This is a genomic window from Clostridia bacterium, assembly GCA_017410375.1.
Lineage (GTDB): Bacteria > Bacillota > Clostridia > RGIG6154 > RGIG6154 > RGIG6154.
Genome location: JAFQQW010000021.1, coordinates 83,169 through 106,207 on the forward strand (window position 1 = coordinate 83,169; position 23,039 = coordinate 106,207).

Annotated in this window: 21 protein-coding genes and 2 tRNA genes; all 23 read left to right on the forward strand. The window is 42.2% G+C overall.

Annotation, left to right across the window (positions count from 1 at the left end; translation table 11 throughout):
• The first annotated feature begins 2 nt into the window (after nucleotides 1-2).
• Nucleotides 3-1,163 (forward strand): Gfo/Idh/MocA family oxidoreductase, encoded by a 1,161-nt coding sequence (locus IJE10_03255; GenBank protein MBQ2967126.1) that lies wholly within the window; start codon nucleotides 3-5, stop codon nucleotides 1,161-1,163.
• Nucleotides 1,164-1,223: 60 nt separating this feature from the next.
• Entirely contained in the window at nucleotides 1,224-2,225 is a 1,002-nt protein-coding gene (locus IJE10_03260; GenBank protein MBQ2967127.1) for a Gfo/Idh/MocA family oxidoreductase, read from the forward strand.
• A 12-nt stretch (nucleotides 2,226-2,237) separates the two neighbouring features.
• Nucleotides 2,238-3,278, forward strand: a complete 1,041-nt coding sequence (gene uxuA, locus IJE10_03265; protein ID MBQ2967128.1) for a mannonate dehydratase — start codon at nucleotides 2,238-2,240, stop codon at nucleotides 3,276-3,278.
• Between the two features lie 2 nt (nucleotides 3,279-3,280).
• Nucleotides 3,281-4,681 carry a glucuronate isomerase gene (uxaC, locus tag IJE10_03270; protein ID MBQ2967129.1) on the forward strand — a complete coding sequence of 467 codons (1,401 nt, stop codon included), beginning with the start codon at nucleotides 3,281-3,283 and terminating at the stop codon, nucleotides 4,679-4,681.
• 11 nt (nucleotides 4,682-4,692) lie between these two features.
• Nucleotides 4,693-5,544, forward strand: a complete 852-nt coding sequence (locus IJE10_03275; protein ID MBQ2967130.1) for an SDR family oxidoreductase — start codon at nucleotides 4,693-4,695, stop codon at nucleotides 5,542-5,544.
• A 133-nt stretch (nucleotides 5,545-5,677) separates the two neighbouring features.
• Nucleotides 5,678-6,103 carry a DUF4430 domain-containing protein gene (locus IJE10_03280; GenBank protein ID MBQ2967131.1) on the forward strand — a complete coding sequence of 142 codons (426 nt, stop codon included), beginning with the start codon at nucleotides 5,678-5,680 and terminating at the stop codon, nucleotides 6,101-6,103.
• On the forward strand, nucleotides 6,090-6,614 hold the full coding sequence (locus IJE10_03285; protein ID MBQ2967132.1) for a hypothetical protein: 525 nt from the start codon (nucleotides 6,090-6,092) through the stop codon (nucleotides 6,612-6,614). Before IJE10_03280 ends, IJE10_03285 begins: the two co-directional genes overlap by 14 nt.
• A 272-nt stretch (nucleotides 6,615-6,886) precedes the next feature.
• The gene (purE, locus tag IJE10_03290) at nucleotides 6,887-7,381 is read left to right on the forward strand and encodes a 5-(carboxyamino)imidazole ribonucleotide mutase (GenBank protein MBQ2967133.1); all 495 of its coding nucleotides are present in this window, start codon (nucleotides 6,887-6,889) and stop codon (nucleotides 7,379-7,381) included.
• Nucleotides 7,382-7,411: 30 nt separating this feature from the next.
• The gene (locus IJE10_03295) at nucleotides 7,412-8,833 is read left to right on the forward strand and encodes an amidophosphoribosyltransferase (protein MBQ2967134.1); all 1,422 of its coding nucleotides are present in this window, start codon (nucleotides 7,412-7,414) and stop codon (nucleotides 8,831-8,833) included.
• 33 nt (nucleotides 8,834-8,866) lie between these two features.
• Nucleotides 8,867-9,901 (forward strand): phosphoribosylformylglycinamidine cyclo-ligase, encoded by a 1,035-nt coding sequence (locus IJE10_03300; protein ID MBQ2967135.1) that lies wholly within the window; start codon nucleotides 8,867-8,869, stop codon nucleotides 9,899-9,901.
• Nucleotides 9,895-10,491 carry a phosphoribosylglycinamide formyltransferase gene (locus IJE10_03305; GenBank protein ID MBQ2967136.1) on the forward strand — a complete coding sequence of 199 codons (597 nt, stop codon included), beginning with the start codon at nucleotides 9,895-9,897 and terminating at the stop codon, nucleotides 10,489-10,491. Before IJE10_03300 ends, IJE10_03305 begins: the two co-directional genes overlap by 7 nt.
• Nucleotides 10,492-10,504: 13 nt before the next feature.
• Nucleotides 10,505-11,218: an IMP cyclohydrolase gene (locus IJE10_03310; GenBank protein ID MBQ2967137.1), complete on the forward strand. Its 714-nt coding sequence runs from the start codon at nucleotides 10,505-10,507 to the stop codon at nucleotides 11,216-11,218.
• A 20-nt stretch (nucleotides 11,219-11,238) separates the two neighbouring features.
• Nucleotides 11,239-12,423, forward strand: a complete 1,185-nt coding sequence (locus IJE10_03315; GenBank protein ID MBQ2967138.1) for a phosphoribosylaminoimidazolecarboxamide formyltransferase — start codon at nucleotides 11,239-11,241, stop codon at nucleotides 12,421-12,423.
• Nucleotides 12,424-12,446: 23 nt separating this feature from the next.
• On the forward strand, nucleotides 12,447-13,715 hold the full coding sequence (purD, locus tag IJE10_03320) for a phosphoribosylamine--glycine ligase (GenBank protein ID MBQ2967139.1): 1,269 nt from the start codon (nucleotides 12,447-12,449) through the stop codon (nucleotides 13,713-13,715).
• Between the two features lie 3 nt (nucleotides 13,716-13,718).
• Nucleotides 13,719-17,396 carry a phosphoribosylformylglycinamidine synthase gene (locus IJE10_03325; GenBank protein MBQ2967140.1) on the forward strand — a complete coding sequence of 1,226 codons (3,678 nt, stop codon included), beginning with the start codon at nucleotides 13,719-13,721 and terminating at the stop codon, nucleotides 17,394-17,396.
• A 219-nt stretch (nucleotides 17,397-17,615) separates the two neighbouring features.
• Nucleotides 17,616-18,971: an NADP-specific glutamate dehydrogenase gene (gene gdhA / locus IJE10_03330; protein MBQ2967141.1), complete on the forward strand. Its 1,356-nt coding sequence runs from the start codon at nucleotides 17,616-17,618 to the stop codon at nucleotides 18,969-18,971.
• 124 nt (nucleotides 18,972-19,095) lie between these two features.
• Nucleotides 19,096-19,182, forward strand: a tRNA-Ser gene (locus IJE10_03335).
• A gap of 38 nt (nucleotides 19,183-19,220) precedes the next feature.
• Nucleotides 19,221-19,314 (forward strand) — tRNA-Ser (locus IJE10_03340).
• Between the two features lie 217 nt (nucleotides 19,315-19,531).
• On the forward strand, nucleotides 19,532-20,347 hold the full coding sequence (locus IJE10_03345; GenBank protein MBQ2967142.1) for a helix-turn-helix domain-containing protein: 816 nt from the start codon (nucleotides 19,532-19,534) through the stop codon (nucleotides 20,345-20,347).
• On the forward strand, nucleotides 20,331-20,771 hold the full coding sequence (locus IJE10_03350; protein ID MBQ2967143.1) for a helix-turn-helix domain-containing protein: 441 nt from the start codon (nucleotides 20,331-20,333) through the stop codon (nucleotides 20,769-20,771). Before IJE10_03345 ends, IJE10_03350 begins: the two co-directional genes overlap by 17 nt.
• Before the next feature lie 624 nt (nucleotides 20,772-21,395).
• Nucleotides 21,396-21,887 (forward strand): hypothetical protein, encoded by a 492-nt coding sequence (locus IJE10_03355; protein ID MBQ2967144.1) that lies wholly within the window; start codon nucleotides 21,396-21,398, stop codon nucleotides 21,885-21,887.
• Between the two features lie 13 nt (nucleotides 21,888-21,900).
• Nucleotides 21,901-22,518 (forward strand): hypothetical protein, encoded by a 618-nt coding sequence (locus IJE10_03360; GenBank protein ID MBQ2967145.1) that lies wholly within the window; start codon nucleotides 21,901-21,903, stop codon nucleotides 22,516-22,518.
• A 27-nt stretch (nucleotides 22,519-22,545) separates the two neighbouring features.
• A complete protein-coding gene (locus IJE10_03365) occupies nucleotides 22,546-22,902 on the forward strand; it encodes a hypothetical protein (GenBank protein MBQ2967146.1) in 357 nt (118 codons plus the stop codon).
• Nucleotides 22,903-23,039 lie beyond the last annotated feature (137 nt).

Consider the following 23,039-nt stretch of genomic DNA (forward strand, 5'->3'; position numbering starts at 1 on the left):
ACATGGAAAAGGTAAGATTTGGTATTGTTGGTCTTGGCAGTATGGGTACTTCCCATGCTGACAGAGTATGGAAAGGGGATATCCCAGGATTGGAGCTTGCTGCGGTATGCGACATCAATCCCGCAAGATTGGATCACGCAAAGACGGCTTATCCCGGTGTTGCAACGTTTGATAAGGCAGAAGATTTATATGAAAGCGGTCTTTGCGACCTCGTAATTGTTGCAACTCCGCATTATGATCATCCGAAACTGGTTATTTCAGCATTGGAACATGATTTGCATGTTATTTCCGAAAAGCCTGCAGGTGTATACACTAAACAGGTGCTTGAAATGAACGAAGCTGCAAAAAAGAGCAACAAGCTTTTTGCAATTATGTTCAACCAGAGAACAAACCCTATGTATCAGAAGCTGCGTGAAATGATTCAGCGCGGCGACTTAGGTAAAATCAAGAGAATTAACTGGATTATTACAACCTGGTATCGTTCTCAGGCATATCATGACAGTGCAACCTGGCGCTCGAACTGGAAGCTTGAAGGCGGCGGAACTCTGATTAACCAGAACCCCCATCAGTTAGACCTTTGGCAGTGGATGTTCGGTATGCCCAGCAAAATCCGTTCTTTTGTTTCCTTTGGTAAATACTATGATATTGAAGTTGAAGACGATGTTACAGCTTTTATGGAATATGAAAACGGCGCAACCGGCGTATACATTACATCTACCGGTGAAGCACCCGGCGTAAACCGTCTTGAGGTTACCGGCGACATGGGTGTTGTTATCATTGAAAACGGCAAAATGACCTTTAAGCGTAACTATATTTCTGAAAGAGAATTTAATAAGACAAATGAATCTCCCTTTGGTTTGCCTGAATGCTGGACCTGTGAAATCCCGGTTAAACCAGGCAGCGGTGAACAGCATAACGGTGTATTGAAAAACGTTACCAATGCAATTCTGAAGGGTGAAAAGCTTCTTTCTCCCGGTTTAGAAGGCATTAACGGTCTTACCATTTCCAATGCAATGCACTACAGCACATGGATTGATGACTGGGCAGATGTAAAGAACTTCCCGCATGACGATTTCTATGCAAAACTGCAGGAAAAAATTGCAACCTCAAAACCTAAAAAGGCAGTAGAAGCGAAAGCACAGAACTTAGAAGGCACCTATTGATTCAGTCTATCGCTTTAAAATCAGCTATGAATATTTGACGAAGAAAGGATTCTGCTGAACATGAAACGTGTTTGTATTGTCGGTTGCGGTGCCATCAGTGGCAATCATGCCGAAGCATTGCAAAAGACAGAAAACGCAAGTTTAGTTGCAGTTTGTGATATCAACCATGAACGCGCAGACAAACTTGCTGAGAAATACAATATAGAAAAAGTTTATTATGATTATGCGGAAGTGCTTGAGGATACAGGTATTGATGCGGTGCACATTTGTACACCGCATTATCTGCATACCGATATGGCAATCAGTGCCTTGGAAAAAGGTAAATTTGTTTTCTTAGAAAAACCGGTCAGCATTTCCAATGAACAGCTTGACCGCTTGAAGGAAACCGAGCAAAAGCATCCCGGAAAGCTTGCGGTTTGCTTCCAGAACCGCACAAATCCGTCTGTAGTTGCTTTGAAAGAAGCTTTAACCAGTGAAGAAAACGGTGCATTTTTGGGTATCAAGGCTTTTTTGGTATGGCACAGAACAAAAGAGTACTATGCTATGGATGCATGGCGCGGCAAATGGGACACCGAAGGCGGTGGGCTTATGATTAACCAGGCGGTCCACACATTAGACCTTTTAAGTTGGCTCTCGGGCGGTGCGAAATCGGTTAAGGGCACCATGTCTACCAAAGTTCTTGCAGATTGCATCGAGGTAGAGGATACAGCTGAGGCAATTATCTTTTTAAACAACGGCCATCGCGGTTGCTTCTATGGAACAAATGCCTACAGCACAGACAGTTCCTATAATCTGGAAGTGGATTTTGAAAACGTAACCTTCCGTTACGCTGACAATTTTCTTTATAAAATCGAAAAAGGAAAGCGTCCCGAAATTGTTGCGGATGACAGTATGGATGTGGTCGGCAAATCATACTGGGGCAACGGTCACAGCCGTTTGATTTCCGCTTTTTATGAAAATGGCAACGAAGGCATGAGCCTTTCGGAAGCTGAACCCACCTTCCGTTTATTGTTCGCATTCTATGAGAGTGCATCTAAAAATGGGGAAGAAGTGGAGCTTTAAGGAGGAAAAAATATGAAAATGACTTTTCGCTGGTACGGTACAGATGATCCCGTAACCTTAGACCACATTCGCCAGATTCCGGTAATTTCCGGCGTTGTTTCCGCCGTGTATTCCTGCAAGGTTGGCGAAGTGTGGTCGAGAGAAGATATTGCAGCACTCAAAAAACAGGCAAACGATAAGGGCTTGGAGTTTGAAGTGGTTGAGAGTGTTCCCGTGCATGAAGACATCAAGCTTGGTGCACCCAATGCACAGAAATACATTGATAATTATTGTGAAAACATTCGTCGTTTGGGCGAAGCAGGTGTTAAGGTTATCTGCTATAACTTTATGCCTGTGTTCGACTGGTTAAGAAGTGATTTGTCCCGCAATCTCGCAGACGGATCGAACGCGTTGGCATATGACCACAAAACCGTGCTTTCCATGGACCCTGCAAAAAAAGAGCTTTCTTTGCCCGGATGGGATGAAAGCTATTCCAAAGACGAATTGCAGAATCTTTTGAAGCAGTACGAAAGCATTGATGAAGAACAGCTCTGGAAAAATCTAGAGAATTTCTTGAAGCAGATTATTCCTGTTGCAGAACAGAATGATATCAAAATGGCAATCCATCCGGATGATCCGCCGTGGGGTATCTTTGGTCTGCCGCGTGTAATCACCAACAAAGAAAATTTAAAGCGTTTCATTTCGTTGGTGGACAGCCCCTCTAACGGTGTAACTTTCTGTACCGGTTCTTTGGGCGTAAATCCCGATAATGATTTGTGCGATATGATTCATATGCTTTCGGGCAGAATTCCGTTTGCACATCTTAGAAATATCAAGATTACCGGTAATCTTGACTTTGAAGAATCTGCACATCCTTCGAAGAATGGTTCGCTGGATATGGTTGCAATCGTGAAAGCACTGAAAGACAGCGGCTTTGACGGTTATATTCGTCCCGACCACGGCAGAATGATTTGGGATGAAACTGGCAGACCCGGCTACGGTCTTTATGACAGAGCATTGGGCGCAATGTATACCTATGGTATTTGGGAAGCTCTTGAAAAGGCAGGTAAATAAGTATGAAAAATTTTTTAGACGATAATTTCCTTTTGCAGACCGAAACGGCACAAAAGCTCTATCACGAATACGCAAAGGAAATGCCGATTTTTGATTATCATTGCCATTTGTCTCCAAAAGAAATTTATGAAGACAAAACCTATACCAATATTACCGAAATCTGGCTGTACGGCGATCATTACAAGTGGCGCTTTATGCGCTCCAGCGGTGTGCCGGAAGAACTCTGTACCGGTAACGGATCGGATTACGATAAGTTTATGGCTTACGCTAAAGCTGTCCAGTATGCCATCGGTAATCCGCTTTACCATTGGTCGCATCTGGAATTACAGCGCTTTTTCGATATTGATTTGGTGCTGAACGAAAAGAATGCTCCGGAAATCTGGGAAAAAGCAAACAAGAAGATTAATGAGGGCGGTTTCTCTGCCAGAAAGCTGATTGAACAGTCAAATGTTGACTGCATCGGTACCACCGATGACCCGGCTGATTCTTTGGAATATCATTTCCTGCTTCAGAAAGATGACAGCTTTAAAACGCGCGTTGTTCCGACCTTCCGTCCGGATAACGCAGTTAATATTGAAAAAACGACCTTTGCAGATTACATCAAAACTTTGGGTGCTTCCTATGACAAAGAGATTCAATCATTTGAAGACCTGAAGACGGTTCTTAGTCTTGCTTTGGACAGATTTGCTCTGGCGGGCTCTAAAATTTCCGACCATGCATTCGAGACCATTCCGAATGTGCCTGGCACGGAAGCGGAAGCGGATGTAATTTTGAAAAAAGCATTAAACGGAGAAGCGGTTTCCGAAAAGGAAGTAGAGCTTTATAAAACCGTTCTGATGCTGTTCTTCGGTAAGGAATATGCAAAACGCGAATTTGTGATGCAGTTACATATTGGTGCAATGCGTAACAACAACACAAGAATGTTTAATAAATTAGGTCCCGATACCGGTTACGATTCTATTCATGACCTGGAAGTGGCAAAAAAACTTTCCAGACTGTTAGATGCGCTTGCAACCGATGATTTGTTACCTAAGACCATTCTTTACACATTAAATCCCAAGGACAATTTTGTTCTCGGTACCATGCTTGGCAACTTCCAGGGTGACGGTATCCGCGGTAAAATTCAGTTTGGTTCTGCATGGTGGTTTAATGATCACAAAGACGGCATGGAACAGCAGATGCAGGATCTGGCAAATCTTGGTTGTCTTGCAGCTTTTGTCGGTATGCTTACAGACTCGCGAAGCTTCCTTTCGTATCCGCGTCACGAGTATTTCAGACGCATTCTCTGTAACATCTTAGGCAACTGGGTAGAAAACGGGGAGTTTCCGGCAGATTGGGATACTTTAAAGCAAATTGTGCAGGATATCTGCTTTAACAATGCGAAAAACTATTTTAAAATGTAAGGAGTTTCAATATGTATAAAGTTCCTTTTAATATTGATATTAAGGACAAGGTTGTAGTAGTAACCGGTGGTGGCGGTGTGCTTTGTGGTGAATTCGCGAAAGCACTTGCAACCCAGGGTGCAAAAATTGCAATCCTTGACTTGAATGAAGAAAAAGCAAAGGAAGTGGCTTCTGAAATCACAGCGGACGGAGGCACTGCTATCGGTGTTGCGGCGAACGTGCTTTCCAAGGATAGCTTAGATGCTGCAAAGAAAACCGTAAACGAAGTATTTGGTCCTTGTGACATCTTAATCAATGGTGCAGGTGGCAACAATCCCAAAGGCACAACCGATAAAGAATACTTCGATGCTGAAGACCTTGATAAGGAAGATGTAAAAACCTTCTTTGATTTAGATGAAGCAGGTGTTCGCTTCGTGTTTGACTTAAACTTCATGGGTACCCTTTTAACCACGCAGGCTTTTGCGCTGGATATGATTAACCGTGATGGTGTTATTGTAAACGTATCTTCCATGAATGCGTTTACGCCTTTAACAAAAATCCCGGCATACAGCGGTGCTAAGGCTGCAATTTCCAACTTTACCCAGTGGCTTGCGGTGCATTTTTCCAAGTCTAAAATCCGTGTAAACGCAATTGCACCCGGTTTCTTTGTGACCGAACAGAACAGAGCGCTTCTGATGGATGCAGACGGAAACTTTACTGACCGCTCCAAGAAAATTTTGTCTCAGACTCCCGTGGACAGATTCGGCGAAAAACAGGAACTTATTGGTACACTTTTATATCTTGTTTCCAATGAAGCATCCGGCTTTGTAAATGGTGTTATCATTCCTGTTGACGGCGGTTTTTCTGCTTATAGTGGTGTATGATTTTTTAAGTGCAGGCCGTTTTAGACTTGCACTTTCTTTATTTCTGTGTTATACTTTAAGCGCAAAGTATTAAATTGGTTATTTATGGAATAATAAAGACATGGTTTTTATTAAAAAGGAGGAGCGTGTGTTTATGAAAATAAAAAGATATCTTTCGGTTGCGTTGTGTGTCTTGTTGATGCTTACGTTGCTGGCTTGCACTGACAAGGGTGAAGAAGCTTCTGTATGGGAAGATGCAACGTATACCGAAGACCAAAGCTTTGGAAAAGGCAATAAGAAATTTGAACTGGAAGTGGAAGCAGAAGGAAAATCTGTTGTGTTTACCATCAAAACCAACGCCGAATTTTTGGGTGAAGCGCTTGCTGAACACAAACTTGTAGACGGGGACGATGGTCCTTATGGCCTTTATATTAAAAAGGTGAACGGTATTCTGGCAGACTATGATAAAAATGGTGCATACTGGGGCTTTTATCAGGATGGAGAATATATGACGACCGGTGCGGACGAAACATTAATACAAAGTGGTGCAAAGTATAAGGTTGTTTATGAGAAACAATAAATTTTGTCTTTCAATCCGTGAGATGGTTTTGTTTTCCATGCTTGCAGGGCTGATGTTTTGCTCCAGAGTTGTTCTCGCACCCCTTGCGAACATTCATCTTGTCGGTGTATTGACCATGACTTACACGGTTGCTTTCCGAAGCAAAGCGCTTGTTCCGATTTACCTTTATATTTTCCTGGAAGGCTTGTTTGGCGGCTTTTCCGCATGGTGGTTGCCGTATCTTTATGTGTGGACGGTGTTGTGGGGCGCAACAATGTTGCTTCCGCCCAATATACGCCCGCAGTTTGCGCGGGTTGTTTATCCGTTAATTTGTGCACTGCACGGATTTTTGTTCGGTATCTTGTATGCACCGGCGCAGGCTCTTCTTTTCGGGCTTTCGTTTGAGGAAATGGTTGCGTGGGTGATTGCAGGACTTCGTATGGACATCACACACGGCATCGGAAACCTGGTTTTAGGAACACTTGTTTTACCCCTTTCTGTATATCTTAAGAAAATGCAAACACAAAGATGATATCTTTGTGTTTCTTTTTTATAAAAAATCTCTTTTTTTGACAAAAGTTCGTTGACTTTTTATGAAAAATATATTATAATAATGTAGTGAGTGTTACTATGTGAACTCATAGGATAAATCATTCTTGCAACTGACGGATTTGTGGGGAAAACCACGGGGGAGCAAGAAGGTTCAATTGTCGACCGTCTGGGCAGCCTTATCCGTTTTATGCGGATAAGTCCGCCCTTTTTTAAATTTGTGCAGGGAAAATTTAGCAAATGGAGGAAATGAAAATGAAAAAAGTTGGAATTATCATGGGAAGCGACAGCGATTTGCCGGTAGTTGAAAAGGCAATCACAACACTGAAAGATTTAGAAATTCCTTTTGAAGTGCATGTATATTCTGCGCACCGTACACCGCTTGAAGCTAAAGCATTTTCTGAAAATGCAAGAGAAAACGGATTTGGTGCAATTATAGCCGCAGCGGGTAAAGCTGCACACCTTGCAGGTGCGATTGCGGCAAACACAACCTTGCCTGTAATCGGTATTCCCGTAAAATCTTCTACCTTGGACGGCTTGGATGCATTACTTTCCACCGTTCAGATGCCCGGCGGTATTCCGGTTGCAACCGTTGCCATTGACGGCGCACAAAACGCAGCACTGCTTGCGGCACAGATTTTAAGTGTGGAAGACAAAGTGCTGGCTGAAAAATTGGATGCTCAAAGAAAAGCATCTACAAAAACGGTTCTTGAAAAGAACAAAGCAATCGAAGACAAGTATAACGCATAATTAATTCTTACAACAGGATCGGAGGGAAATATGGGCGGTTTTTTTGGAACAATCAGTAAGCATGATGCCATTGCCGATGTGTTTTTTGGTACAGACTACCACTCGCATTTAGGCACAAGACGTGGCGGTATTGCAGCTTGGGATAATGAGCGTGGCTTACAAAGAGATATTCATAACATCGAAAATTCACCTTTCAGAACAAAGTTTGATAAAGTTTTTGAGGAAATGAAAGGTAACTCTGCAATCGGAATTATCAGTGATAGCGACCCGCAACCTCTATTAATTAAATCAAATATCGGGACATATGCTATCGTTTTCATCGGCAGAATCAATAATTCGCAGGAGTTAATTGATAAATATCTTGCCCGTGGCGGTCATTTTACGGTTATGACCGGTGGTGTCGTAAACTCTACCGAGTTGGTGGCGGCACTTATCAATCTTAAAGATAGTTTTACCGAAGGCATTCAGTTTGCGCAGGACGTAATTGACGGAACAACATCTATTTTGATTTTAAAAGAAGGCGGAAAGCTGATTGCGGCAAGGGACAAGCTGGGCAGACTTCCGATTATGATTGGTAAAAGCGAAGATGGATATGCGGTATCCTTTGAATCCTTTGCATATAAAAAGCTTGGCTACACCGATGAAAAAGAACTTGGACCCGGTGAAATTGTAGAAATCACCTTAGATGGGGTAACGCAGCTTGCAAAGCCGGGCAAGGAAATGCGCATCTGTTCTTTTCTTTGGTCGTACTACGGCTTTTCCAATTCAAATTATGAAGGCGTTAACGTAGAAACTATGCGATATCGAAATGGCGAAATTATGGCAAGAGCCGACAAGGAACACAAAAACGCAGAGAATGTTGATTATGTCAGCGGTGTGCCGGACTCGGGTACACCACATGCCATCGGCTATGCCAACGAAAGCCATATACCTTTTGCAAGACCATTTATAAAATATACACCCACATGGCCGCGTAGCTTTATGCCTTCGCACCAGAGTGAAAGAATTAAGATTGCCAAAATGAAGCAAATCCCGGTGCACGAACTGATAGAGGGCAAAAATCTTTTGTTTGTAGATGATTCTATTGTTCGTGGCACGCAGTTGAAAGAAACAGTTGATTTCCTGTATGACAACGGTGCAAAATCAGTACACATGCGTTCCGCTTGTCCACCGATTATGTATAGCTGTAAATATTTGAATTTCTCCAACAGTACCGGTGAAATGGATTTGATTGCAAGACGAACCATTATGGAACTTGAAGGAGAAGAAGGTTTTAAATATATCAGTGAATACAGCGATGCAAAAACCGAACGTGGTAAAAACTTGCGAAAAGCTATTTGCGAGAAATTAAAATTTGCTTCGTTGGAATTTCAGTCCTTAGAGGGGTTGCAGGAAGCAATCGGAGTGGAACCGTGTAAACTCTGCACCTATTGCTGGAGTGGTAAAGAATAATACAATTTCCATATAGAAAAGGGAGGCTAAAAAATGAAAAGTTTTAGTGAAAGCTACAAAGAAGCAGGCGTAGATATTACTGCCGGCTACAAAGCAGTTGAATTGATGAAACAGCATATCGCAAGAACACAGACAGCAGGCTCTATGTCTGATATCGGTGGCTTTGGCGGTTTGTTTGAAATGGATTTAACAGGGATTCAAAAACCTGTTCTGGTCAGCGGTACCGATGGTGTTGGTACCAAGCTGAAAATGGCATTTTTAATGGACAAGCATGACACGGTTGGTATTGATTGCGTTGCAATGTGTGTAAACGATATCATTTGCTGCGGTGCAAAACCGTTACTGTTCTTAGACTATATTGCAGTTGGTAAAAACTATCCTGAAAAAATCGCCCAGATTGTTTCTGGTGTAGCTGAAGGCTGTGTACAGTCCGGTGCCGCACTGGTTGGCGGCGAAACAGCCGAAATGCCCGGTTTTTATCCTGTTGATGAATATGACCTTGCAGGTTTTTCTGTGGGTGTTGTAGACAAAGATAAGGTTTTAAACAACAAAACCATCAAAGCAGGCGATGTGATTATCGGTCTTCCCTCAAGTGGCGTACATTCTAACGGCTTTTCGTTGGTTCGCAAAGTGTTTGATGTGGAAAATACCGATATTAAATCCCATGTAGCAGAGCTTGGTGCTTCTATTGGTGAAACACTTCTTACACCTACAAAAATTTATGTAAAGCCTATGCTTGCGTTGTTTGACGCGGTAGAAGTAAAAGCGGTTTCTCATATCACAGGCGGTGGTTTCTATGAAAATATACCGCGCTCCATTCCGAAAGGCTTTAGCGCAAAAATTGAAAAATCTGCAGTAAAAATTCTCCCGATTTTTGATTTGATTGCAAAAACAGGCAATATTCCTGAACGTGATATGTTCAATACCTTTAACATGGGTGTCGGCATGAGCGTTGTGGTTGCAAAAGAAAATGCAGATAAAGCATTGGAAATCTTAAAGGCAAACGGTGAAAACGCTTACGTACTCGGTGAAATTATTGAATCTGACGAGGGTGTTGTTTTATGCTAAAGAAGAAAATTGCAGTCCTTGTTTCGGGTGGCGGCACTAATTTACAGGCTTTAATTGATGCACAGGAGAGTGGTATCATTAAAAGCGGTGAAATAGTACTGGTTATTTCCAACAAAGAGGGTGCTTATGCCCTGGAGCGTGCTAAGAATCATAGCATCCAAAGCCTTGTTGTCCCGTCGGCAACCTTAAAAGAAAATTTTGAAACGGAACTGATGAAAGCTTTGGATGATGCCGAAATCGACATTATCGTGCTTGCAGGCTTTATGCGTATTTTAAGTGAGAATTTTACAAAGAAATATGCAAATCGCATTTTAAATGTACATCCGTCCCTGATTCCGTCTTTTTGCGGTGAAGGGTTTTACGGTCTTAAAGTACATGAAGCGGCACTGTCATACGGCGTAAAAGTTACCGGTGCCACGGTGCACTTTGTAAATGAAATTCCGGACGGTGGTAAAATTATTATGCAAAAGGCGGTTGCCATCGAAGAAGGGGACACACCTGAAATTTTGCAGAAGCGTGTCATGGAGCAGGCTGAATGGATTATTTTACCACTTTCTGTGGAAAAGGTTTGTGATGAACAAGTAAAATAAATGGAGGAAAGCTATGAAAACTTTAAATATTTATGAAGAATTAAAAAGCAATGCATATCCCGGTCGCGGTATCGTAATCGGAAAAAGTGCTGACGGTAAAAAGGCTGTTACAGCGTATTTTATCATGGGCAGAAGCGTAAACAGCCGTAACCGCGTATTTGTTGAAGATGGTGACGGTATCCGCACTCAGGCGTTTGACCCGTCTAAGCTTGAGGATCCGCATCTTATCATTTACGCGCCCGTTCGTGTTCTTGGCAATAAAACCATTGTAACCAACGGCGACCAGACGGATACCATTTACGACTTGATGAATCAGCAACAGACCTTTGAACAGGCGTTGAGAACCCGTGAATTTGAGGACGACGCACCGAACTTTACACCCAGAATTTCAGGTATCATCAAAACCGACAAGGGTGGCTTTAACTACGCTATGTCCATTTTAAAGAGCGCAGACGGCAACCCTGAATCCTGTGTAAGACACACTTTTACATACAGCAATCCGTTAAATGGTGAAGGGCATTTCATTCACACCTATATGGGCGACGGGTCTCCGCTTCCATCTTTTGAAGGCGAACCCAAAAAGGTTGAAATTCCCAACTGCATTGATGAATTTACAACCGGCTTGTGGGGAGCATTGAACGAAGAAAATAAAGTTTCCTTGTTTGTTCGTTTTATCGATCTTGAAACAGGCGAAGTGAAATCTAAGATTGTAAATAAAAATAAATAATTGCGAAAGGATTTGTAGTTATGAAAGAATTTGAATTAAAATACGGCTGTAACCCCAATCAGAAGCCGGCAAAGATTTTCATGGAAGACGGAACCGAGCTTCCTATCACGATTCTGTGCGGTAAACCGGGTTACATTAACTTTTTGGATGCTTTTAACAGCTGGCAACTGGTAAAAGAAATTAAAGAAGCATTAGGTGAACCTGCAGCAACATCTTTTAAGCATGTAAGCCCCACCTCTGCGGCAATCGGTATTCCGCTCCCGGAAAAGCTGAAAAAAGCATGCTTTGTGGATGATATTGAAGGTTTAGATGATTCAAAGCTTGCATGTGCATATGCAAGAGCAAGAGGCACAGACCGTATGAGCTCTTTTGGTGACTGGATTGCCCTTTCGGATGTATGCGACGTTACAACCGCAAAGCTGATTGCACGTGAGGTTTCCGACGGTATTATTGCGCCCGGCTATGAACCTGAAGCTTTGGAAATCTTAAAAGGAAAAAGAAAAGGTAACTACAACATCGTACAGATTGACCCGGATTTTGTTCCTGATGCAATTGAAAAGAAGCAGGTGTATGGTATTACCTTCCAGCAGGGCAGAAACAATTTTGAAATTAACGAAGCTCTGCTTTCTGACTTGGTTACAGAAAACAAAAATTTACCTGATAGTGCAAAGAGAGATTTGATTATTGCGCTTATCACTTTGAAATATACCCAGTCCAACTCGGTTTGCTATGCGGTTGATGGTCAGGCAATCGGTGTTGGTGCAGGTCAGCAGTCCAGAATTCACTGCACAAGACTTGCAGGCAGTAAGGCAGATAACTGGCACTTGCGTCAGTATGATAAGGTTTTAAACCTGCCTTTCTTAGATACCATGGGTCGTCCGGACAGAGACAACTGCATTGACGTGTACATCTCTGATGATTACGAAGATGTAATCGGCGACGGTGTTTGGCAGAAATATTTTAAGGTTCAGCCTGAGCCGTTAACCCGTGAAGAAAAGAAGGCATATCTTGCTTCTATTAAAGGTGTTTCTGTTGGCTCTGATGCCTTCTTCCCGTTTGATGATAACATCGAACGTGTGGCAAAGAGCGGTGTGTCTTACATTGCAGAACCCGGTGGCTCTATCCGTGACGATGTGGTAATTGACTGCTGTAACAAGCACGGCATTGTGATGGCATTTACCCATATGCGTCTGTTCCACCATTAATACATTACGAAAGGACTGTTTTTATGCAGGTTATGGTTATTGGCGGCGGCGGTCGCGAGCATACCATTATTAAAAAGTTAAAAGAAAGCAGTAAGATTGATAAAATCTTTGCCCTTCCGGGTAACGGCGGTATTGCGGCAGATGCTGAGTGTGTTGCAATCGGTGCAAAGGATATCGATGGTGCAGTGGCTTTTGCAAAAGAAAACAAGATTGAATTTGCTGTTGTTGCACCCGATGATCCGTTGGTACTTGGTATGGTTGATGCTTTAGAAGCGGTTGGCGTAAAATGCTTTGGACCTAAAGCAAACGCAGCAATTATCGAGGGCAGTAAAGTGTTCTCTAAAAACTTGATGAAGAAATACAACATTCCTACTGCACAGTATGAAGTGTTCTCTGAAATGGATGCAGCTCTTAAATATTTGAAAACTGCACCCATTCCGACTGTTATCAAGGCAGACGGTTTAGCACTCGGTAAAGGTGTTGTGATTGCAGAAACACGGGAAGATGCCATGAATGCCGTAAAATCCATGATGGAAGATAAAATCTTCGGTGAGAGCGGTAACAACATTGTAGTAGAAGAATTTTTAACAGGCCCAGAGGTTTCTGTTTTAGCATTTACAGACGGCAAAACATTAGTACCTATGGTTTCCTCTATGGATCACAAGCGTGCGCTCGACAATGACAAAGGTTTAAATACCGGTGGTATGGGCACAATTGCACCCAATCCGTATTACACAGAAGATATTGCAAAGGTTTGTATGGATACTATTTTTATGCCCACTATGGATGCAATGAACAAAGAGGGAAGAACCTTTAAAGGATGTCTTTACTTTGGTCTGATGCTGACCGAAAAGGGTCCTAAGGTTATCGAGTACAACTGCCGTTTTGGTGACCCTGAAACGCAGGTTGTTTTGCCTCTTTTGGAATCTGATTTGTTTGAAATCATGCAGGCGGTTGCAGAGGTAAGACTTTCTGAAGTTGATGTAAAATTCTCCAATGGCTCTGCTTGCTGTGTGGTAATGGCATCTGCCGGCTATCCGCAAAAGTACGAAAGCGGATTTGAAATCAAGGTGTCTGATGCGTTTAAAGGCAATCTGTTTGTGGCAGGTGCAAAGCTTGAGGACGGCAAAATGCTTACTGCAGGAGGCAGAGTTTTAGGTGTAACCGCAACAGCGGATACATTGGAAAACGCAATTGACAAGGCATATGCGGAAGTGAAAAACGTTTCCTTCGAGAATGCCTTCTACAGAAATGATATCGGACAACGTGCATTAAAAGCAAAGGAGGCATAAAACTTGGTATACAGAGTTTACGTTGAAAAAAAAGCAGGTCTTGCCAACGAAGCCGAATCTCTGAAAAAAGACATTATTTCTTTTTTAGGAATTAAGCTTTCTGAGGTTCGTTTGCTTAATCGCTATGATGTGGAAAACATCGACAAAGACTTGTTTGAATATGCAAAAAATACTGTATTTTCTGAACCGCAGTTGGATATTGCGACAGAAACCCTGGAAAACACAGATGGTGCAACTGTGTTTGCAGTTGAATCCCTTCCCGGTCAGTTCGACCAGCGAGCAGATTCTGCGGCACAGTGTATCCAGATTATTTCCCAGGGTGAAAAGCCCTTGGTGCGCACCGCAAAGGTGTATGTATTAAAAGGTGATTTTTCCGATTCAGAGCTTGCGGAAATCAAAAAATATGTCATTAACCCCGTAGAAAGCAGAGAAGCTTCTTTAGACACGGTCGAAACCTTAAAAACGGTTTATGATATTCCTGAAACGGTAGAAACCTTAGACGGGTTTATCAACCTTTCCCGTGATGAGCTCGCAGACTTTATTAATCAGTACGGCCTTGCAATGGATATCGATGACATTGCTTTCTGTCAGGAATATTTTGTTTCTGAAAAGAGAGATCCTACCATCACCGAAATCCGTATGATTGATACATACTGGTCTGACCATTGCCGTCACACCACCTTCTTAACAACCATCGATTCTGTAAAGTTTGAGGACAAGCTTTTGCAGGACGCGTATGACGAATATCTTGCAACCCGTGATGCAATTGGCAGAACGAAGCCGATTAACCTTATGGATATTGCAACCATTTCCACAAAATATCTTGCGAAGAACGGCAAGCTTCCGCACTTGGATGAATCGGAAGAAATTAATGCATGTACTGTTAAAATCAAGGTGAATGTGGAAGGGGAGGAGCAGGACTGGCTGTTGCTCTTCAAAAACGAAACCCACAATCATCCGACAGAAATCGAACCCTTTGGCGGTGCGGCAACCTGTATCGGCGGTGCAATCCGTGACCCGCTTTCCGGTCGTTCTTATGTGTATGCTGCAATGCGTGTAACCGGTGCGGCAGATCCGTTAAAGCCGGTTTCCGAAACCTTAGAAGGTAAACTGCCTCAGAGAAAAATTGTTACGACTGCAGCAAACGGCTACAGCTCTTACGGTAACCAGATTGGTCTGGCAACCGGTCAGGTGGATGAAATCTATCATGACGGCTATGTGGCAAAACGTATGGAAATCGGTGCAGTTATTGCTGCTGCGCCCCAGGAAAATGTACGTCGCGAACGTCCCGAGGATGGCGATATTGTTATTCTTTTGGGCGGTAGAACAGGCAGAGATGGCTGTGGCGGTGCAACCGGCTCATCCAAATCCCACACCCTTTCTTCTCTGGAGCAGTGTGGTTCCGAGGTGCAGAAAGGTAACGCGCCCGAAGAAAGAAAATTGCAAAGATTGTTCCGTAACAAGGAAGCATCTCAGCTTATCAAGCGTTGCAACGACTTTGGTGCAGGCGGTGTTTCTGTTGCAGTCGGTGAACTGGCTGACGGCCTTGAAATTGACTTGAATGCAGTACCTAAGAAATACGAAGGCTTAGATGGTACCGAACTTGCTATTTCTGAATCCCAGGAAAGAATGGCAGTTGTGGTTGAAGCCAAAGATGTGGAACGCTTTAAAGAATTAGCTTATGCTGAAAACCTGGAAGCAACCGTTATTGCAACCGTTAAAGCAGAACCAAGACTTGTTATGCACTGGAACGGCAAAAACATTGTAAATCTTTCCAGAGAATTTTTAAATTCCAATGGTGCTGAAAAGCATATTGATATTGCACCTGCAAAGATTGAAGCTTTTGCAAAAGAAACATCCGGTGATTTTAAGAAGGATATGGAAGCTTTGGCAGGGGATTTGAATGTTTGTTCCAAGCGTGGTCTTTCCGAACGCTTCGACTCTACCATCGGTGCAAACACCGTTTTAATGCCCTTTGGCGGCAAATACCAGCAGACACCGATTCAGGCGATGGTACACAAAGTTGCGGTTGAATCCAAACACACCGATACCTGCTCGCTGATGTCCTGGGGCTATAATCCTTTTATTTCTGAAAAGAGTCCGTATCACGGTGCATACCTTGCGGTTGTTGAATCTGTTGCAAAGCTGATTGCGACCGGTGCTGAATTTAAAGATGTATATTTAACATTCCAGGAATATTTTGAAAAGCCGAAAAAGGATGCAGCTCGTTGGGGTAAGCCTTTGGCGGCTCTCCTTGGTGCATTCAAAGCACAGAAAGACTTTGAGATTGCATCTATAGGGGGTAAAGACTCCATGAGCGGTTCTTTTGAAGATATTGATGTTCCGCCCACGCTGGTTTCCTTTGCTGTAACCACAGATAAAATTCAGAACATCGTTTCTCCTGAATTCAAAGGAGTAAATCATAAGGTTGTATGGCTTAAGCCTGAATATGAAAACGGATTGCCTACGAAGGAAAGCCAAATTGCATTGTTTGATACGGTTGCAAAGCTTGTTCGTGAAGGTAAAGTTCTTGCTTGCTACACCTTAGGTTATGGCGGTGCGGCTGAAGCTGTACTGAAAATGGCTTTGGGTAACGGTATCGGCTTCACATTCAACACGGCAGATGGTATTTTTGATTATGCATACGGTTCTTTTGTCGTTGAACTTGCAGACAACACAGAAATCGGTACTGTTTTAGGTTACACCACAGAAAAAGCGGTTATCTCGAACGGAATAACCGAGCTTGCAATTGCAGATTTGCAGAATATTTATGAAAATAAACTTGAATCTGTATATAGCTGTAATATTGAGCAGATGCAGGATGAAATTCCTACCTTCTCCAATGCGGCAACAAGCTGGAAAACCTCTGCGACCAAATTTGCAAAGCCCAGAGTTTTAATTCCGGTATTTCCGGGCACAAACTGCGAATATGACACAGCGAAAGCATTGTCTACTGCAGGCGCAGCTCCTGAAATCATTGTAATCAACAACCTTTCGGCGCAGGGGATTGCGGATTCTGCAAAATATTTTGCAGAAAAAATCCGTGAAAGCCAGATCATCTTTGTTCCCGGCGGTTTTTCGGGCGGTGACGAGCCGGATGGCTCGGGTAAGTTTATTACAGCCTTCTTCCGTAATGCATTGATTAAGGAAGAGGTTCATGAATTACTCAAAAACAGAGACGGTTTGATGGCAGGTATCTGTAACGGTTTCCAGGCATTGATAAAGCTTGGCTTAGTGCCGTATGGTGAAATTATCGATACCGATGAAAATTGCCCGACACTTACCTATAATACCATCGGTCGTCACCAGTCCAGACTGGTTCGTACCAGAATTGCTTCTAATATGTCTCCGTGGCTTTGTGAAACAAAGGTAGGGGATATCTACACCGTTCCGATTTCGCATGGCGAAGGTAAATTCCTGGCTGACGTGGAATTGGTGAAAAAGCTTGCTGAAAACGGTCAGGTTGCAACCCAGTATGTGGACTTAAAAGGCAATCCCACAGCAGACATTCATTTTAACCCCAACAACTCCGTTTGCGCAGTTGAAGGTATCACTTCGCCCGACGGTCGCGTTATCGGCAAAATGGGTCATTCTGAACGTATTGGCGACGGTCTTTATAAAAATGTGGAAGGTACTTTTGAAATGGGTATGTTCCGCTCGGCTGTTAAGTATTTCAAATAAGACAATTGCATCCGACTTTGTGTCGGATGCAACTTTTCTTTCATATTTAAGTTTTGATGTCAAAAATGAATCAAATAATGCATTATTGTGGCCCTTAAAATGAAATTTTTAAGTTTAAAACTTGCAAAAAAACTATTGACAGTAAAAATCAATAGTGGTATAATATTTACATTGTATAAGGAATAGAGTTTCTTATGAAAAGAAATGGAGGAAAATAGTATGAGCATTAAAAATGCGTATCTCGCAAAAGTCATGGAAGACGTTGTAAAACGTAATCCCGGTGAACCTGAATTCCATCAGGCTGTAACCGAAGTGCTGGAATCTCTGGAAACTGTAATTGAACAGCATCCTGAGTATGAAAAAACCGGCTTAATCGAAAGAATTGTTGAACCCGAAAGAATGATTTCTTTCAGAGTATCCTGGGTAGACGATAACGGTGCTGTTCAGGTTAACCGCGGTTTCAGAGTTCAGTTTAACTCCGCAATCGGACCTTACAAAGGCGGCTTGCGCTTCCATCCGTCTGTTTATTCCGGTATTATTAAGTTCTTAGGCTTCGAACAGATGTTCAAAAACAGCTTAACAAGCCTTCCCATCGGCGGTGGTAAGGGTGGTTCTGACTTTGACCCCAGAGGTAAGTCTGATGGCGAAATCATGCGTTTCTGCCAGGCATTTATGACTGAACTTTACCGTCATATCGGTCCTGATGTGGACGTTCCTGCAGGTGATATCGGTGTTGGCGCAAGAGAAATTGGTTATCTCTATGGTCAGTACAAGAGAATCAAAGGTTGCTGGGAAAACGGTGTTCTGACCGGTAAAGGCTTAGAATACGGCGGATCTTTGATTCGTCCCGAAGCAACAGGCTACGGCGCTACATACTATGCTGCAGAAGTTTTAAAACATTTTGGTGATACCATTGAAGGTAAAACCGTTGCAATTTCCGGCTTCGGTAACGTTGCATGGGGTGTTTGCATGAAGGTTGCAGAACTTGGTGGCAAGGTTGTTACCATTTCCGGTCCTGACGGTTATGTATACGATCCCGACGGTGTAACCACCCAAGAAAAGTTTGATTACATGCTTGAAATGCGTGCATCCGGTCGTGACCGTGCACAGGATTATGCAGAAAAATTCGGTTGTGAATTCCATGCAAAAGAAAAGCCCTGGGGTGTTAAGGTTGACATCTGCATGCCTTGCGCTACCCAGAACGAAATCAACATGGCTGAAGCTGAAAAGATTTTTGCAAACGGCACAAAATACTATATTGAAGTTGCAAACATGCCCACAACTGCAGATGCAATGGCATTCCTGCGTGAAAAAGGCTTGGTTGTAGGGCCTTCCAAAGCAGTTAATGCCGGTGGTGTTGCAGTTTCTGCACTCGAAATGGCACAGAACTCCATGCGTTACAACTGGTCTGCTGAAGAAGTTGACGAAAAACTTAAGGGCATTATGTCCAACATCCATAAGGTTTCTATGGAAGCTGCTGAAGAATGCGGTTTGGGTTATGACCTGGTTGCAGGTGCAAACATTGCAGGTTTCTTAAAGATTGCAAAAGCAATGCTTGCACAGGGCATTATCTAATCTTGAAATTATGTCTAAGAGAGTCCGGTTTTCGAATCGGACTCTTTTAAATTTATAGTTAAAACTTTTCAAAAAAACAGTTGACTTTTTAAAAACTTTATGGTATACTATTATTCGTTGACACGGAGAGGTGTCCGAGTGGTTTAAGGAGCTGGTCTTGAAAACCAGTGACTCGCAAGAGCCGTGAGTTCGAATCTCACCCTCTCCGCCACTTTGTTTCAAACAGCTAAATATTTAATTTATATATTCGGAGAAGTACCCAAGTAGGCCGAAGGGGACGGTTTGCTAAACCGTTAGGTCGGAATTAACCGGCGCGAGGGTTCGAATCCCTCCTTCTCCGCCATAATAGCGAGATGATATTACTGTCAGTAGTGTCATCTCGCTTTTTTATGCGGTTTTTAGAGGTTTTAAGTTCAAAATTTTTCGAGGACAAATTTGTTACTGTCAACAGTATTTTTGAAAGATTTGAACCCTCACCCTAAATTCAATATCAATTTCAAAGCACAGAGTAAATTTTCTACTCTGTGTTTTTTTATTTGAATTTAAGGAGGAAAACTTTAATGAAACTAAATGGAAACTTCACAATAATCCCTAACGAATTTATTAACGACTCAAGACTTGATGTATATGAATTTCGTATCCTTTGTTACCTGATGAAACTATCAGGATGCAACTCATCCTGCTACCCCTCTTACGAAACCATCGCAAGAGAAACCGGAATGAGTTTATCAAAGGCAAAGAATGGAATTAAGAATCTAATTGAATACGGAATAATTACAAAAGAGAACCGAGAGAAAAAGTCCGGAGGTGCTGCATCAAATCTCTATGTGGTGTGTGTAAAAACCACCGATGAAGATGATGAGGTTACAGAAAACACTACCGACAGTATTCCTGATGACTCATCTCCCGGTGTATCTGAAGAACGAGGTGGTGTACAAGACGACTGCAATAAATATATAAATAAAAATATTAATTATTTTGTTAATAACCATCAATCATCAATAGAAGATTTGAAGGATCGTGCAGAAACATATGAACTCGAAGGTCTGACAAAAAAGAATTATGAATCGGCTATTGAGATTATGTTTAATTCAGAATCGATTTTGGTTGGCGGCGAAATTATTCCCCGTGAAATTGTTCGCAGGCAATTAGAAAATATCAGCTACGAGCATATCGTCTATGTCGATAATAATATGCCGAGGAAAATTGTTGACGGCAAGGTTGAAATTCAAGTCAGAAGTCCTGTTCCATATATCGTAACTGCTCTATATAATGCATTGCGTTATACGGCAGATGAAATTGTCCGAATGGAATACGGAGATAATGTATCTGCTGACCTCTTCCGAAAGGAGGATGGCGATGAGATATTTATATAATCAGCAAAACAAATTCGGGAATTGTTTTATACTTCCCAATTCCATTATGCAGCTTGATATAAGTCCACTTGCTCGACTGATATATTTTTATCTCGTCTATATTGAGGACAGAAAAACTTATCAGTGCTATCCGAGTTACAAAACTATTGGTAAGGCTCTTAACATTGCAAGCAAAACTACCGTCGCTAAATATGTAAGGGAGCTTGAAGATAAGTGTCTTATCTATACGGAGCCGACAGAAGTAATTTTGAAAAACGGTAAGAAGCAAAATGGAAATCTAAAATATACAATTCGTCCTATACAGGATGCGGTTGAATATTTCCATCAGCAACAGATGAAAAAATTTCAGCAAGACTTAGCTCTTGAAAATGCTAAAAGGATGCTCGAAGAATATGACAAAAAGCATCCAAGAGAGTCTGCATAGAAATTGTTTTTGTTCCAAGAATTGCCTCTACCCCGTATTAAAATTTATTTCACATTAATCAAAGAAAAGAGGTTTTTGATTTTCGGCAAAATGAGAACGACTGTGACAGAGAATTATGAGAAGAAAATTCTTGGGTAAGGTATTTACCCTACCCAAGAAAGATAACCTCGTAATTCATCGTGTGACAAATTGGTTTGAGACCTTAAATTCGATTCTATGCGTTTGACAAGGGGTTAAGCAGGGGTGTTCGACATATAACTATTCGGGGTAAGGTAGTTACACCACCCTGAAAAGTTAGCCCCTCGTATCCGCCATATAAACCGCATAGTCAGCCCTTAAAATCGATTTGAACTAACAAACGAAGGTACGAGAAAACACCTGATGGGGCGCCCCGAAACGGCGAGGCGAGGGATTTTAAAAGAAGCAGGATAAAGCTTGGTGCGCTATTCGCCCCAAGCAGGCTCACATCGCCGTGCTAAGCCCTGCGGAGAGTTTACAAAAGTGCATCTGCTGGTGATGGTTTGGTGCTGAAATGCGGATTTTCCGCACGGTTGAGCCTTGAAATTGGTGCATATACAGGTATTAATGGTATTTAACGATATTTTGAGAAAGGATAGTGATAAAATGAGTAAAGTTGTATTTAAATCGCCGTATGTTTCCTGCGGCAAAGCTGTCGGTGGAGATTATATAAACTACATGGCAAAGCGTGAGAGAGTTGACAAGAGCATCAATACGAAAAAGGTTGAAATTAATCTTAATTATATTGCGACCAGACCTCGTATTGAAAAGATCGGAGAGCATGGTCTCTTCGGTAGTAAGGACGATGTTAATCTGAACAAGGCAAGGTGTGAAATACTAAATCATCACGGAACTGTGTGGTTGCCTATCGTATCTTTGAGACGAGAAGATGCGGATAGACTTGGATACAACAACGCAGATGCATGGAGGAATTTGATTCGTTCAAAGCAGTTTGAAATTGCAGAAGCCTATAATATTCCGGCAAAGGATTTGGTTTGGTACGGAGCATATCACGATGAAGGTCACCACCCTCATATACATATGATTGTCTATAACAAGAACCCTGGCAGCGAATATCTCTCCAAAAAAAAGTTGTAACGACCTGCGTGCGATGTTTACAAAAACTATTTTCAAGGACGAACTCAAACAGCTCTACGATGAAAAACAAACGCTCCGAGATAAAATTATTGATGAAGTCAAGGAGAAAGTCAGTGGGTTTAAAGTTGACATTGGCGGAGCAAATGATGAATTTGCCCACACCTTCAATGAGCTAAAATTTGCTCTCGATGGGTACTCCCGCAAGAGAAATTATAAATTCATTTCTCATGAGCAAAAGGAAAAGGTCGATGCGGTTGTAAAAGTTGTCTGCAAGGATGATAACCTGCAAGAACTATATCGTCAGTGGTGTCAGCTGCAGCTTGCAAATCAAAGATACTATCGCAAGCATCCCGAAAAAAGTTTTGATGCCCTTGAGAAGAGCAAAAACTTCGAAAAGCGTCTGCAAAATGCTGTGCTTAAATCTGCATTAAAAGATAACAGGGAAGGAAATGTTTACACAAATAAAATTGATGCATCCCCTGTCTTTGGTAACATCATATTCAGTCTCTGTAAAATGTTTGAGCAGTCAATACAGAAAGACATTGAGGAAGGCTTCACGAAATCAATTGTCGACTCCAAGGAAAGAACAAAAGAATATCGACGGGATCATGGCATGGGAATGCATATGTAAATCTATAAAAGGAAGGTGAAATTTACTATGAAAAGAGAAAAGATGACATTCAATGTGCCGCCTGCGGTACGAACTGAAATCAAAAATTATGTTAAGCTGCTCGGCTTTAAAAGCGAGAGTGATCTCTGCAACAAGGCTATCAATGAGTACCTTACCAAGCTGCATTATGAAGCAAACAGTGACAACATAAATAAGATTTTAGTTCAGGCTGTGGACTGTACCATAGAGCATCATGTGGACAGAGTGTCGGACATGCTCTTTAAACTTGCCGTCAGCATCGAGAAACAAAATCTCATTGCCAGCGGTGAGTATGATGATTACTATGAAGAGTACATCGAAGAGATTGCGGCCGAAAAAGTTATGAAAAGACACGGACGATTGTAAAAATCCTTCGTGGACTTCCTCTCTCTTCTGTGGTATGCTTTGTGTCGCAGGAGGTGAAAAATATGGCAAAGCATACAAATGACTTAAGGCGATTGCATTTCGGTTAACGAATGTGCAATCGCCTTTTGAATTAAATA